The organism is Pedobacter sp. V48, assembly GCF_000523515.1.
Taxonomy (GTDB): Bacteria; Bacteroidota; Bacteroidia; order Sphingobacteriales; family Sphingobacteriaceae; genus Pedobacter.
In genome coordinates this window covers 93,617-108,310 of record NZ_AWRU01000008.1, presented here as the reverse complement: position 1 = coordinate 108,310, position 14,694 = coordinate 93,617, and the positions used below count along the sequence as shown (strand labels likewise).

The window sequence follows — 14,694 nt, the reverse complement described above, 5'->3', positions numbered from 1 at the left end:
GACCCAATAAAACTAACTACGTTTCAAAAAGCAATATTAGGCTATAGGTATTGGGTTTTAACTCAGTCGCTTAATTAAAGTAATTGGTCAATAGCCCTACCAGAAATTTGGGTTCAACCCAAGTTGATTTGGGAGGCATTATACCATTAACATCAGCTACCGCAATCACCTGATTTATCGAAACAGGGAACAAAGTAAAAGCCAATGCATAAAGGCCGTTATCAACCTTACGCTGGAGTTCAGAAACCGGAGTTCTTCCACCCTCAAAAGTAATTCGAGCATCAGTCCTGGGATCTTTTATATTTAATATAGGGCCTAAAATATAATCCTGTACAATACTTACATCTAGCGCTTTAACAGGATCATTTTCATCATAGATTTCTTTTTTTGGCTCAAGCACATACCATTTTTTATCAAAATACATCCCAATCATATGTAATTGATCCGGCTTAACCGCATCTGGCGATTCTTGTATTAAAAATGACTGTCTTAATAATTCAATCAGTGATTCAGGATTCAGATCACCAAGGTCTCTAACCAGTCTGTTAAATTCCAGTATTTTAACCTCTCTGGTATTCATATAAACTGTGGTAAAATAATTATACCCTTCGGTTCCAGTATGACGTTCCTTATTTAAAGCTTGCTTATGTAAACCCATCTTTGCCATTGATGCTGCCCTATGGTGACCATCGGCGATGTAAGCAAACGGAATATCATAAAAGGCAGCAACCAGATCATTCAAATCCGGATTATGACTAACAGCCCATACCTGATGTGTTGTACCATCTGCAAATGTAAAATCAAGGTCTGCCTTAAGCCTGGTGTACTTGTCTGTAATGGAATCTATAATCTGATCAGGGTGGTAGGTAATTAGTACGGGATTAGCATCTAGTCCGGTTTGTTGCAGATAATCAGCCAGAAGCCTCTCCCTGCGCTCTACGGTCGACTCATGCTTCTTTATCCTCCCCTGTAAATAATCTTCAATATGAGTAAGTGTCCAGATGCCTGTTTGCACCAGATCATTGTGTTTCACTCTGTAAATGTAAATCGCAGGTCTGTCCTGTTTAATAAGAAATTGATGCTCAATGAAGCCCTCAAGATTCTCGCTGATCTTTTTATAAACCAACTCCTCTCTTGTTCCCCTTAGATATGGATTATCGAGTTCCGGATTAATCAGATGAAGAAAAGTACATTTATTTTCTGAAGCGATCAACCTTGCTTCGCCCGTACTATAATTCTCAAGCGGTCGCGTTACAACCAATGATTGTAAATGTACTGCAGGTTTAAGCGCACAAAAGGGCTTAATCGTAGGCATACATTTGATTATTAGTTATATCCCGTCGTCTCGCTCTAGAGGCGAGATGACGGGATATAAGTTCTTATTTATTAAAATGCTCAATAATTAATGAAGCAAGTTCAACGCCTATGCGTTCCTGAGCTTCATTAGTAGCAGCTCCAATATGAGGAGTTAAAGAGATTTTAGCATGTTGTAAAATTGCAGCTCTAGGTGTAGGTTCATCATCAAACACGTCCAAACCAGCAAAAGATACCTTACTACTGTCTAAAGCAGCAATTAATGCTTCTTCATCAATAGTACCACCTCTTGAGCAGTTCACCACACCAGCACCTTGTTTCATTTTTGCAAACTCTTCTGCTCCTAAAATAGGCTTATCTGCAAATGGAGTATGTAAGCTGATGAAATCACTATTTGCAATTACCTCATCCAATGATACCGTTTTGAATGGAATCTCAACAGAAACACCACCCTGGAAAGTCAAAGGCAAAGTACCTTCAGCAGGGTAAAGATCATAAGCCAATACATTCATACCTAATCTAAGGGCAACCTTAGCAGTTTCACGGCCAATACGACCAAAACCAATGATACCCATAGTTTTACCCTGAAGTTCAACACCACCTGCATATGCTTTTTTCAAAGCATTGAATTTAGTGGCTCCTTCAACAGGCATTTTTCTATTTGAATCCTGTAAAAAACGGATACCAGTAAATAAATGTGCAAATACCAGTTCCGCAACAGATAACGAAGAAGCAGCAGGTGTATTTACCACTGCAACACCCTTACTGCGGGCATATTCAACGTCAATATTATCCATACCTACCCCGCCTCTGCCAATCAGTTTAATGTTAGGCACCTGATCAATCAATTCTTTACGTAATTTGGTGGCACTTCTAACTGTAATACCATCATAGTTCTTTAAAGCTTCAGCCAATTGATCCTGAGGTACTGTTTCAGTATCAACTACAAAACCCGCTTTTTCTAATAACGCTTTACCGATAGGATCTATCCCATCGTTTGCAAGTATCTTAATCATTAATTTCTATTTTAATTGGTGTGTTTTTCAGCAAAATTCTGCATTAATTCAACCAGTGCGTGAACACTTGTAATTGGAAGAGCATTGTATATAGAAGCTCTAAAACCACCAACACTTCTATGTCCTTTAATACCTTCAATTCCATTTTCTTCAGCATATTTCAAGAATGGTTTTTCAAGCTCTGGATTTTCCATTACAAAACAAACATTCATTCTAGAGCGATCTTCAACAGCACAAGTTCCTTTAAACAATGGATTTCTATCAATCTCAGTATACAAAGCTCTGGCTTTTGCTATATTTTCTTTTTCAATTTCAGCAACGCCTCCTTTAGATTTCAACCATCTTAAGTTAAGCATAGCTACATATATAGAAAATACCGGAGGCGTGTTATACATAGAACCACCATCGATATGCACTTTATAATCAAGCATAGAAGGTATTTTTCTGCCTGATTTACCTAGGATCTCGTCTTTAACAATTACTACAGTTAAACCAGCCGGACCGATATTTTTTTGAGCTCCTGCATAGATCAAATCGTATTGGGAAACATCAATAACCCTGCTCATAATGTCTGAAGACATATCACAAACTACAGGAATACTGGTTTCAGGTAAGCTGAACATTTCTGTTCCGTAAATAGTATTGTTAGAAGTGAAGTGGAAATATGCACTGTCTTCAGGAATACTATAATCTTTAGGAATAAAGGTAAAGTTTGATTCTTTTGAAGAAGCAACAATGTTTGCTTTACCAAAAGTAGATACCTCTTTAATAGCTTTGTTTGCCCAAACGCCTGTTTCCAGATAACTGGCAGCTTTTCCTTCAGGTAATAAGTTCATTGGAACCATCGCAAACTGTAAACTTGCACCGCCTTGTAAAAATAAAACAGAATATCCGGAAGGTACATTTAATAATTCCTTAACTAATTTTTCTGCTTCTGCTACCACACCTTCAAATTCAGATGTGCGGTGAGAGATCTCCAGAATAGATAAACCATCCTTAAAATCTAGAACTGCTTGTGCTGCTTGCTTAAATACTTCCTGAGGTAAAATACAGGGGCCTGCGCCGAAATTGTGTCTCATTTTTATAGTGATTTTTAATGCTTGTAAATGTAACAGTTTTATATTATTTATTATTTCGAATTCTTGAACTTTATGATCAATTTCAAATTTAGTTGTCTGCCAGTTAAATAATTAGGAATAGCATATTGTACGTTATCTACATCCTTAAGCCATAAATATGAAACCGTATTGTTAATATTCAACAAATTAAATACCTCTAAATGAGCAGAAAACGAACTAAAATATTTATCCAGCAACCTCGGTTTTTTTATTCCTGCATCGTCTAAAAAATCTTTAGAAAATCCAATATCCACGCGCTTATAAGCAGGGATATTAAAATTATCGGAATAACGACGTATAAGAGGTGCTCCTACCGGCAATTTAGAACCGTACATCATATTTAAATGCACTTTATAAGTAGGGCTGTTCAGCAATCTATCCTGAAAATAAACTGAGAAGTTAATCCTTTGATCGGTTGGCCTTTTTAAATAACCCCGCTCATCATTGAAGATATTCTGATTGGCCTTCATTAAAGACATTCTGAAATACGATACCAAGTCTTTTACAAACTCACCACCTATACTCAAGTCTGCTCCATAGATATAACCTTTTGCCAGCTCTGCGGCCAGATATTTGATCCTTACATTATCCATCATATAAGGAATAAGCCTGTCCTGATATTTAAAATAAAGCTCAGAAGTAAACTTCAGGCGTGTTCCCAACCCATCGAATGCATAGTCCAAACCTGCGGATATGTTGTACGATCTTTGGGCCTGCTGATTTAAATTAAGCACCCCATTAAAATCCCTGATACTCCTGTAATCGGGTGCCTGCTGATATACCCCCGCAGTAAACCGGATAATTTTATTATTGCTCGATGGTCTGTAGGCCAAAAGCAGCCTTGGGCTAAGAAGAAATTGCTTACTCAAAGTATTATAATTACCTCTTACGCCAAGCTGAAGGGTTGAATTAGTTGATAAGGCATAACTATCCTGAATATAGGCGCTGTAGTATTGAATTGCCAGGTCATTTCTAACATTAATAAGGTTATCCTGATAGAAATCATTTAGCCCTCCCTGCTGTATATATCCGGCAGAATCTATTAGACTATACTCGTTTAAATTGTCAATATATTTCTTGTTTTCAAACCTTAAACCCAATGAAAATGTATGGTTTTCATAATCCTGATCAACCTTTACCTCCGAGCTAAAGTTTTCTGACTCCAGGTTATTACGGGCATAATTTATATATTTTCCTACACCCTTGTTGATGCTAACAGAACCGAAGTTTCCATTAGCAAAGCTATTGTTAACCTCATCAAACACATATCTCCCTTCTATGTCTATCCTTTCCCTTTCAAGGGTATTAAAATAGCTGTTTATCCATTTTATAACCAAATTCGATTTAGGATAGAACGCAAAGGTTATCGCTCCCCCCGCAGTCTGATAATCATCTACTTCTTTCCCGCTATAATCAGTTTGCAAGCGCATCACAGTACTCAATGTACCAAACTGGGTTTCTCTGCTTTCTGGTATTAACTTAAAGATACCACTGTTAAATCTCCCTAAAAAATCCACACTCATTTTAGACGAAACATTTTGATGATAAATCAGTTGTGCATCGGTAAAATTAGGTGCATAGCTCCCCTTATTATCTTGTCTGTTTAGTATGCTCGTATTGTTTTTATACCGCAATCCGGCGAGCAAATAGCTGTTTTTATTTAAAATCTTAGAACTAAACCCGGCCCCCAGCATACCAAGATTCAATACGGCTTCACTACTATCAGGCCTATCATATCTCACGTCCAGGACTGATGATAGTTTATCACCATAGCGAGATTCAAAGCCACCTGTAGAAAACTTAGCAGAGCTTAACAAATCACTGTTAATGAAACTCAGCCCCTCCTGCTGTCCATTCCTAATCAATACAGGCCGGCTAATTTCAACATCATTTACATATACCAGGTTTTCATCAAAATTACCTCCCCTAACGCTATACTGAGCGCTTAGTTCGTTATTGGTAGATACGCCCGGCAATGTTTTAAGAACTACTTCAAAATTACCAGAAACCGAGGGTATAGAAGCAATATCTGCAATATTAATCGTGGTGCTGTTACGAAGTTGATTCTGCTTTGTGGTGATGGTAACCTGCTCCAGCTCGTTTATATTTCGTGTTAAAGAAACGTTTTGAATAATCCTGCCAGCCTTACCATATTTAAACTCAACCAAAACAGATTTATAACCTAACAGGCTGTATTTCAATGTAAAGGAAGTAGTACTTGAATAAATATTATAGATCCCATTATCATCAGAAGCAGTCGACTGATTTTGTCCAACTACACTAATGGTTACCATAGGTAATGGACTCTTCAGATCATCTGTAATTAGGCCCGACACTTTTACAAGAGGTTGTGCATTTACATATGTAAAACCAAATAGTAAAAGGGGGAGCAGCAGATAGAGTCTATACATTTATGTTACAAAGCTGTGGGCTATGATGATTTCAGTTGTGCATCAAGTTGCTTTAATTCAGAGATCATGACCGAAGGAGAAGGAGCACCAAAAATGGCATTTCCCGCAACAAAAACACTGGCACCTGCCTGAATCAGATCGGCCAGGTTTTGTATCCCTACCCCACCATCAACTTCTATTAGCAGATCAGGATTAACAACTGATGCCATCGCTTTTAACTCCCTTAATTTATTCAGCGTATTAGGAATAAACTTTTGGCCACCAAACCCTGGATTTACCGACATAACAAGTACCAAATCCAGATCAACCAAAACATCTTTAAGTAAGGCCACAGGGGTGTGAGGGTTAATTGCAACACCTGCCTTACAACCAGCTGCATGAATTGCCTGAACCGTTCTGTGCAAGTGAGTACAAGCTTCATAATGCACGGTTATTACCGACGCTCCTGCAGCTGCAAAACGCTCAATATACTGATCAGGATTAACAATCATCAGGTGCACGTCCAAAGGCTTTGTTGCGTATTTTTTTACCGCTTCCATTACCGGAAAACCAAAAGATATATTTGGCACAAACACACCGTCCATCACATCTACATGAAACCAGTCTGCCTCACTCGAATTAACCATTTCAATATCACGTTGCAGGTTAGCAAAATCAGCGGAAAGTAAAGAGGGAGCAATAAGGTGTTTCATGAGGAATGTGTTTTTAATTTATAGCTGGTTCACGATTGTAAATATAAAGAAATAACCCATTTTATACCAAAAAACCCCGCAAATTGCGGGGTTTTCAGTATATGCGAAGCTGACATACCGAAGGATTTACCAACGGCTGACAGACCTGCCTTTAAATTAAGCTGGTTTATTTTCAGCTGGAGCAGCTTCCGCTTTCGGTGGACGAGGCAATAAAGCTTTTCTAGAAAGTTTCATTTTACCTTGCTTATCAACATCCAAAAGTTTTACTTCAACTTTATCCCCTTCTTTAAATACACCGTCCATTGTTTCTAAACGAGTCCAGTCAATTTCAGAAATGTGAAGTAAACCATCTTTACCTGGCATAATCTCTACGAATGCACCAAATGGCATAATAGATTTTACTTTACCACTGTAAGTTGCGCCTATTTCTGGTTTAGCAGCTATTGCATTGATACGGGTAACAGCAGCATCAATTGCGGCTTTGTTATCAGCAAAGATTTCAACGATACCTTTGTTTCCAACCTCTTCGATAGAGATAGAAGCGCCGGTTTCACGTTGCATTTCCTGAATAATTTTACCGCCTGGCCCTATTACAGCACCAATAAATTCTTTATCAATACTTAAAGAAACAATACGTGGAGCATGGTCTTTATAATCTTCTCGAGGTGCAGAAATTGTTTTCTTCATCTCGTTTAAGATGTGCAAACGGGCTTCTTTAGCCTGAATCAAAGCGTTTGTTAACACTTCCCATTTCAAACCATTGATTTTTAAGTCCATTTGACAAGCAACAATACCTTTTTCAGTACCGGTTACTTTAAAGTCCATATCACCTAAGTGATCTTCATCACCTAAAATATCAGAAAGGATTGCATATTTACCAGTTTTCTCATCAGTAATTAAACCCATTGCAATACCCGATACCGGAGCTTTGATTTTAATACCAGCATCCATAAGTGCTAATGTACCTGCACAAACAGTTGCCATTGACGAAGAACCGTTAGATTCTAAGATATCAGAAACGATACGGATGGTGTAAGGGTTTTCTTCTAATCCTGGTAATACTTTCTTTAAAGAACGCATAGCCAAGTTACCATGACCAATTTCACGACGACCAGCACCTCTGTTGGGACGAACCTCACCCGTTGAGAAACCAGGGAAATTATAGTGCAATAAGAATTTGTTGTATCCATTGATGAAAGCACCATCAATCATTTGCTCATCATCTTTAGATCCTAAAGTAACGGTAGTTAATGATTGTGTTTCGCCACGTGTAAATACTGCAGAACCGTGAGCAGCAGGCAAATAACCTACTTCACTCCAGATTGGGCGCACTGTACGTACATCACGACCATCTAAACGAATTCCTTCGTCTAAAACAAGGTTACGGATAGCATCATACTGCACATCGTGGAAATATTTTTTGGAAAGGAAACCGGTCACATCATCAATATCTTCTCCTAACGTAGCAATGAAGTCCATTAAGATCGTACCAAATGCATCACCACGCTCACCTTTGCTTGTATTGCTTTTAGCTACAGCATAAACCTTGTCGTAAGTAGCAGCATAAACCTGTTCTTTTAATTCAGGGTTACTGTCTTCATGAGAATACTCACGTTTTACAGTTTTACCAACAAGTTCAGCAAGTTCTTTTTGAGCTTGAACCTGAATAACGATTGCTTTATGAGCGAATTCAATAGCCTCAACCATTTCAGTTTCAGAAATCTCATCGCACTCACCTTCAACCATTACGATATCTTTTTCAGTACCTGCAACAAGGAATTCCAACGAAGCACGCTCTAAATCACTAACATAAGGGTTAATTACTAATTTACCATCAATTTTAGCTACGCGTACTTCAGAGATTGGTCCGTTAAATGGAATATCTGAAACTGCAATAGCAGCCGAAGCAGCTAAACCAGCTAAACAGTCTGGCATTATATTTTTATCAGAAGAGATCAATGAGATCATTACCTGAGTATCGGAGTGATAATCTTCAGGGAACATCGGGCGTAAAGCGCGATCTACTAAACGTGAAATTAAAACTTCATAATCAGATAATCTTGCCTCGCGACGAAGAAAACCTCCAGGGATACGGCCTGCGGCAGCATATTTCTCCTGATAATCAACAGATAAAGGTAAAAAATCAACACCAGCCTTAGCTCCTACCGTAGAAACTACAGTTGCCAAAAGCATGGTATCGCCCATTTTAACTACCACCGAACCATCAGCTTGTTTAGCTAATTTTCCTGTTTCAATTTCGATTGTTCTTCCATCGCCCAAGTCGAACGATTTTTTTATTACATTCATTTAAAAATTGTTGTGGTGTGTTTTCCTCTTTTCACACACCGGATTTATATATATAATTTTACTTTGCAAGTTAAGATAATAATATCAAGAAATTAAAAAAGCCATCCCTAAAGAATGGCTTTTCTTGATATAAGTAGTTCTATTTGATGATATCCCTTAGACCTAAAGTCTTGATGATAGCACGATAGCGCTCAATATCTTTTTTAAATAGATATGCCAAAATACCGCGGCGTTTACCTACTAATTTTTGTAGTGATAACTGAGTAGAGAAATCTTTACGATTTTTCTTTAAGTGCTCAGTTAAATGTGCAATGCGGTATGTAAATAACGCCACCTGACCTTCAGCAGAACCAGTGTTGGTTTCTACTTCACCATGCTGTTTAAAGATTTCAGCTTTCTTTTCTTTACTTAAATACATTCTTGAATGATACTAAAGTTTAAATGATTAATTAATTGGGTGCAAAGATAGTGTAAGTTTTAAAGATTAACAAGTATGCGTAAAATTTTGGCACGACAAGAAAATTGGCCATTACTAAATCCTATTTTTGTTGCTGTAACGACTTATTTATGGAAAAAAATCAATACAGTATATTTGAAAGTGAACTAAAAGTACGTCCTGATGATATCGATATGTTTAACCATGTCCATAATAGCAAATACTTTGATTATGTGCTTGCTGCCCGTTATGATCAAATGGCCGAATTTTACAAAATGCCGATGGAATCTTTTTTAAACAGTGGATTTGGCTGGGTGGTACGTACTGCACTTGTTGACTTTAAACGACCACTAATCCTAGGCGATGTAATTGCTATCCGAACCGGAATTTTAACCATTAATGAAAAAGGCTGTCGTGTACAGTTCGAAATTGAAAATAAAAGAACAGGTAAAATTGCTTCTGATGGATGGTTTGATTATGTGATGATTGACACTACCACCGGAAAAGGCTGCAAAGTAAATGAAGAAATGATAAAGGCATACAGCATTTAATACTTGGCCCTTCTTTTTCGGTTTTCTTTTTTTTCAATAAAATACAGAATTGTATTTGTAAAAAATATATATTTGTTTTCTAACTCAACCGCATTACGATGAAAGTATTTGCAGTCCGTTTGAGGTTCTAAAGACCAAGGACTCCACCTTTTCACGAAAATATTGATACAGCTTTTCTGGCTGATCGCGGTCTATTTATTACTTTTTCCACTTACCCTATGTTAGAACAAAAAACAGCTTCATTAGGCAAGCTATCTCAAATTTTTACACTTATTAAACAAGCCCTCAAAGGCGAAGATCTCGATTTTACCCAAGGTAGCATTCGTAAAGCTGTTATTTTACTGGCCATCCCAATGATGCTGGAAATGGCTATGGAATCTGTTTTTGCATTGGTAGACCTTTATTTTGTAGGTCATTTACATAACAGCAGTCACGCAATACAAACCGTAGGGCTTACAGAATCTGTACTTACCGTTATATACTCACTTGCCATTGGCATGAGCATGGCTGCAACAGCTGTTGTTGCCAGAAGAATTGGCGAGAAAGATCCGGTTGCTGCCTCAAAAGCAGGAATGCAGGCAATAATAATTGCAGTTGCGTTCAACCTGATTATCAGCATTGCCGGGCTTATTTACGCAACAGACATTTTACTATTAATGGGCGCATCAGCGGAAACTGCAGCACAAGGCACAACATTTATGCGCATTATGATGGGCGGAAGTATTATTATTGTATTGCTCTTCCTTATCAACGGGATATTCAGAGGTGCAGGTAATGCCGCTATTGCGATGAAAAGTTTATGGATTGCCAATATTGCCAACATCATTCTATGCCCTGTTTTAATTAATGGTTTTGGGCCAATCCCTGCATTTGGATTAACAGGTGCAGCCATGGCCACAAGTATCGGACGTGGTATTGGCGTGTGCTATCAGGTTTATCACCTTGTGAGTGGCAAAAGCCTTTTAAAAATAAAACTATCCTATTTTAGGCCTCATTTAGAACAGATAAAGGCGTTGTTAAAAATTGCGACGCCTGGTATTTTCCAATTTGTTATCGCATCATGCAGCTGGATATTTTTGGCGCAGCTTGTAGCAACAACAGGTGGAGATCATGGATCAGCAGGTTATCAAACTGCATTAAGGCTGATGATGTTCTTTATGCTTCCGGCATGGGGAATGAGCAATGCCGCGGCCACACTGGTTGGACAGAATCTAGGTGCAAAACACATTGACCGGGCTGAGCAATCTGTAATGAAAACTGCGAAATATGTAGTAATTTATATGCTCTTTGTTATGGTGTTAACCTTTGGCGTTGGACGTTATTTCATATCATTTTTCACTAATGATGTTTTAATACAGGAGGTTGCCAAAAATGCCCTTCAGATTATGAGTCTTGGATATATCTTTTATGGTATTGGCATGGTCTTGATTAGCACCTTTAACGGCGCCGGAGATACCTGGACGCCTACATGGGTTAATCTTTTTGGCTTCTGGTTGTTCCAGATTCCTTTGGGTTACTTCCTTGCTAAATACTTAGAAATGGGGCCGACAGGTGTATTTATTGCTATCCCAGTTGCCGAAACAGGGATTGCGATAGCAGGTTATATTCTATTCAAAATTGGAAAATGGAAGACTATAAAAGTCTAACTGCGTTATCAGTCTAACGGCAGCTCAAGCCGTCATCTCTCCTATCGTCAAGATGACGGCTTGAGCTATGAAAATATTGGGACCTTATGCCTGGTGTTGTTTCAAATCCGGAACATACCCCAGGCCAGGTGTAAGCCAGTGCAGTAAAAACACCCTTGAATAACGGTAATTAAAAGGAGCAAACAGAAATACACCAACCATAATAATCGCTACATACATCCAAAGGTTCTCGTAAGTAAGATCTACGCCCAGTATATAAGCGGCTACTGCGATGGTAATCATTTCGGCAACATTCATAGCATAACTAATGAACATTGCTACATAAAAAAAGCCAGGTTCCCTTTCAAAACGAAGGTTACAAACGGGACAATATTCATTGGTTGTCTGGCCCTTAAAAGCATAAAGCTTACCAGAAAATATTGGGCCTTTTCTACATCTTGGACATTTACACTCTACAACTGCCTGTATTTTTGATATTGGTTTCATAACTTTAATATTATGACACAAAAATACGACACATAAAACAGTTAATTTATGATCCAGATCATACTTAAATTCTAATGATTTTACCCCTAACCAGTTTCAATTCTTTCTGATCTGAAAGCTTTTTGATGATGCGGATTACCGTTTCTACGCGCAGCCCGCTCATGTCTGCGAGCTGCTGCCGGGTTACCTTTAGCTCCTGGGTATGTTCTACATCTTTAAACAGGTAAGCAATAAGTGTTCTTATTCTGTGCTCGGCATGTTCATTTGCCAGTTCTTCGAGCATCATAGACTTATAAAACAAGCGATGGCTTAGCGTTTGAATAAGCTTCATACTAAAATCAGGATGTTCCTTTAGCATTTTAAAAAACTCCTCCCCTTTTACCACTATAATTTCAGAATCCTGAGTGGCTATAGTGTATGCCAGATAGGGTTTATTTACCAATAAGGCAGGCTCCCCGAAATATTCGTTGCTTTTAAAAATGCCCTGAATAAATTCTTTACCATCATCATTAACAGTCACCATTCTCACCTTGCCGGTCTTAATAAAATAAACTGCCCTGGGCTGGGCTCCCGGTTCATAAATTACGTCGCCCTTTTTATAAAGAGACGGTTTATAACTATTATCCAGCAAATATTTAATTGTCATGATGAAAATGCCATTTCATGTCAAATGCTACCCTATCGTTTCTTTAATGAGCTTAGTATAAAAATCATTCAACTTCATTCCCATTGCTGCAACTTGCTGAGGAATGAAGCTGGTTGAAGTTTGTCCAGGGATGGTATTTATTTCAATGAAGTAAAAATCGCCTTCATCTTCTGTAAGTATAAAATCTATACGTACTACACCCCTGCAATTCAACTTAATGTAAACCGCTTCAGCTATTTTAGCTACCCGATCCCTTGTTTCAGGCTTAACCGCGGCAGGAGTTGTTTCTGTTGCTACTCCAGGAGTATATTTAGCTTCGAAATCAAAAAACTCTTTTGCTGTTTCTACTTCTGTAATAGGCAACACCTTTATTCTGCCATCAAGTTTTACTACACCAACGGTAAACTCTCTGCCTGATATAAATTCTTCTATCAAAATTTGGTTATCCTCATGAAAAGCTTTCTCAAGGGCTGCTTCCAAATCATGGCCATGGCTTACCTTACTCATGCCGATACTACTGCCACCGTTGTTTGGCTTCACAAAGTATGGCAGTTTAAGGTCTTTTTTTAGTTGAACTAAATTGTAGGGTACATTTTTAAAGATCTGCGCAGATTTAGCGACATTCAGCTGATCAATGTCCTGCACAATTGCCTTGGTGTAACCTTTGTTCATGGTAATGGCCGAGGTAAGCGCATCACATGTCGTATAAGGAATATTAAGCATATCAAAATACCCTTGCAGCTTACCATCTTCGCCTGGAGAACCGTGTATAGCTATAAACACCCCTTCAAACATTATTTTTCTTCCTTTAATGGTAAGAGAAAAATCGTTACGGTCAACCTCTATTTTCACAGAATCTGCAGGCTCATAAAACCAGCCCTGCTGGGTAAGCATAATTTTATAGACATCGAATTTACCGGTATCTAAATTCTGTGCTATTGTTGCTGCACTTTTAACGGAAACTACCCATTCGCCAGTGGTCCCTCCGGTTAGCAATGCTATTGTTTTCTTCATCTGTATAATTTTTAAATTCTAATATATCTATTATATATATACGGGTTATAATGCATACATAACTTACCGTTGTCATCTCTCCTTTGGTCGAGATGACGACCTGGTTTGTCAATAACTGCCCTACCGATCACGTTAAGCAAAACCATCAGGTCAGGTAAGGCAAAACCATCAGGTCAGGTAAGGCACAAATATAAATTAGTTGGTGCAGATGTCATTTTAATTCCAATAAAATATTATTTTAATCTAAATTTGGACGCTGTACCTTCAGAAGAGAAAAACGCATGGGCAAATTCATATCTTATTTAAAAACAAATTCATTTAGAAACAATCTTATTGCAGCTATAATTACGGTTGCAGTAATCTTATTTACCGCATTCTTTAGTTTAAGGTATTATACCAAACATGGCCAGGGTTTAAATGTACCTTCAGTTAAAGGGTTATCATTCACACAAGCAGTTAGTAAACTTGAACAGTTGGGCTTACGTTATGAGGTCGATTCTGTTTATATTATGGATACACCTCCGGGAACAGTAATAGATCAGGATCCAAACCCTAATACTTTTGTAAAAGACAACAGAACAATTTACCTGACTGTGAGCATGAACAGGGCTCCAAATGTTAAATTTCCGGATGTCGTATATAAATCATTAAGACAAGCACAGGCCATCATTGAAAGTTTTGGTCTGAAACTTGGGGATACTACTTATAAACCGGATGTGAGCAGAGACGTGGTTTTGGAGGTTTCTTTTGGCAATCAGCCTATTAAAGTCGGAGAAATGGTACCTAAAGGATCAAGAATTGACTTTTTATTGGGCGATGGAAAAGGAAACGAAGAAGTGGACATTCCAACTCTTATTGGCTTAACCAAGGATGAGGCACTGTTTGCATTGAGAAATGGCGCAATGTTAAACCTTGGAACAGTTACTTACGAGGGGGTTGTTACGGATTCTGCCAATGCTGTAATCATTAAACAGGAACCACTTGCAACAGATTCGGTAACTAAAGTAAAAATTGGGACACCGGTAAACATTACATTATCTAATAAAAATTAATCACA

Annotated in this window: 13 protein-coding genes; 3 read left to right on the top strand and 10 right to left on the bottom strand. The window is 38.1% G+C overall.

What is annotated here, in order from left to right:
• Nucleotides 1–70: 70 nt before the first annotated feature.
• From N824_RS09700 to rpsO, 7 genes are all read right to left on the bottom strand, one after another.
• Nucleotides 71–1,315 carry a DUF1015 domain-containing protein gene (locus N824_RS09700; RefSeq protein ID WP_048904956.1) on the bottom strand — a complete coding sequence of 415 codons (1,245 nt, stop codon included), beginning with the start codon at nt 1,313–1,315 and terminating at the stop codon, nt 71–73.
• A gap of 64 nt (nt 1,316–1,379) precedes the next feature.
• Complete coding sequence (locus N824_RS09695; RefSeq protein WP_200869860.1) at nt 1,380–2,330, bottom strand: D-2-hydroxyacid dehydrogenase; 951 nt, start codon at nt 2,328–2,330, stop codon at nt 1,380–1,382.
• Between the two features lie 11 nt (nt 2,331–2,341).
• On the bottom strand, nt 2,342–3,409 hold the full coding sequence (gene serC, locus N824_RS09690; RefSeq protein WP_048904955.1) for a 3-phosphoserine/phosphohydroxythreonine transaminase: 1,068 nt from the start codon (nt 3,407–3,409) through the stop codon (nt 2,342–2,344).
• Between the two features lie 50 nt (nt 3,410–3,459).
• Nucleotides 3,460–5,859 (bottom strand): TonB-dependent receptor, encoded by a 2,400-nt coding sequence (locus N824_RS09685; RefSeq protein WP_048904954.1) that lies wholly within the window; start codon nt 5,857–5,859, stop codon nt 3,460–3,462.
• Nucleotides 5,860–5,879: 20 nt separating this feature from the next.
• Nucleotides 5,880–6,551 (bottom strand): ribulose-phosphate 3-epimerase, encoded by a 672-nt coding sequence (rpe, locus tag N824_RS09680; protein WP_048904953.1) that lies wholly within the window; start codon nt 6,549–6,551, stop codon nt 5,880–5,882.
• A 156-nt stretch (nt 6,552–6,707) separates the two neighbouring features.
• A complete protein-coding gene (pnp, locus tag N824_RS09675; protein WP_048904952.1) occupies nt 6,708–8,858 on the bottom strand; it encodes a polyribonucleotide nucleotidyltransferase in 2,151 nt (716 codons plus the stop codon).
• A gap of 139 nt (nt 8,859–8,997) precedes the next feature.
• Nucleotides 8,998–9,276 (bottom strand): 30S ribosomal protein S15, encoded by a 279-nt coding sequence (gene rpsO, locus N824_RS09670; RefSeq protein ID WP_048904951.1) that lies wholly within the window; start codon nt 9,274–9,276, stop codon nt 8,998–9,000.
• Nucleotides 9,277–9,425: 149 nt separating this feature from the next.
• On the opposite strand from rpsO, the gene N824_RS09665 reads away from it, so the two are divergent.
• Nucleotides 9,426–9,845, top strand: a complete 420-nt coding sequence (locus N824_RS09665) for a thioesterase family protein (protein WP_048904950.1) — start codon at nt 9,426–9,428, stop codon at nt 9,843–9,845.
• A 218-nt stretch (nt 9,846–10,063) separates the two neighbouring features.
• Entirely contained in the window at nt 10,064–11,491 is a 1,428-nt protein-coding gene (locus N824_RS09660) for an MATE family efflux transporter (RefSeq protein WP_048904949.1), read from the top strand.
• Between the two features lie 84 nt (nt 11,492–11,575).
• Here N824_RS09660 and N824_RS09655 read toward each other — a convergent pair whose 3' ends face one another.
• From N824_RS09655 to N824_RS09645, 3 genes are all read right to left on the bottom strand, one after another.
• Nucleotides 11,576–11,977: a DUF983 domain-containing protein gene (locus N824_RS09655; protein WP_048904948.1), complete on the bottom strand. Its 402-nt coding sequence runs from the start codon at nt 11,975–11,977 to the stop codon at nt 11,576–11,578.
• Nucleotides 11,978–12,041: 64 nt separating this feature from the next.
• Complete coding sequence (locus tag N824_RS09650; RefSeq protein ID WP_048904947.1) at nt 12,042–12,623, bottom strand: Crp/Fnr family transcriptional regulator; 582 nt, start codon at nt 12,621–12,623, stop codon at nt 12,042–12,044.
• A 27-nt stretch (nt 12,624–12,650) separates the two neighbouring features.
• Nucleotides 12,651–13,637, bottom strand: coding sequence for a D-alanine--D-alanine ligase (locus N824_RS09645; RefSeq protein WP_048904946.1), 987 nt, complete (start codon nt 13,635–13,637; stop codon nt 12,651–12,653).
• A gap of 281 nt (nt 13,638–13,918) precedes the next feature.
• Between N824_RS09645 and N824_RS09635 the strand changes: the two genes are divergently transcribed.
• Nucleotides 13,919–14,689 (top strand): PASTA domain-containing protein, encoded by a 771-nt coding sequence (locus N824_RS09635; RefSeq protein WP_048904944.1) that lies wholly within the window; start codon nt 13,919–13,921, stop codon nt 14,687–14,689.
• The last annotated feature ends 5 nt before the right edge of the window (nt 14,690–14,694 follow it).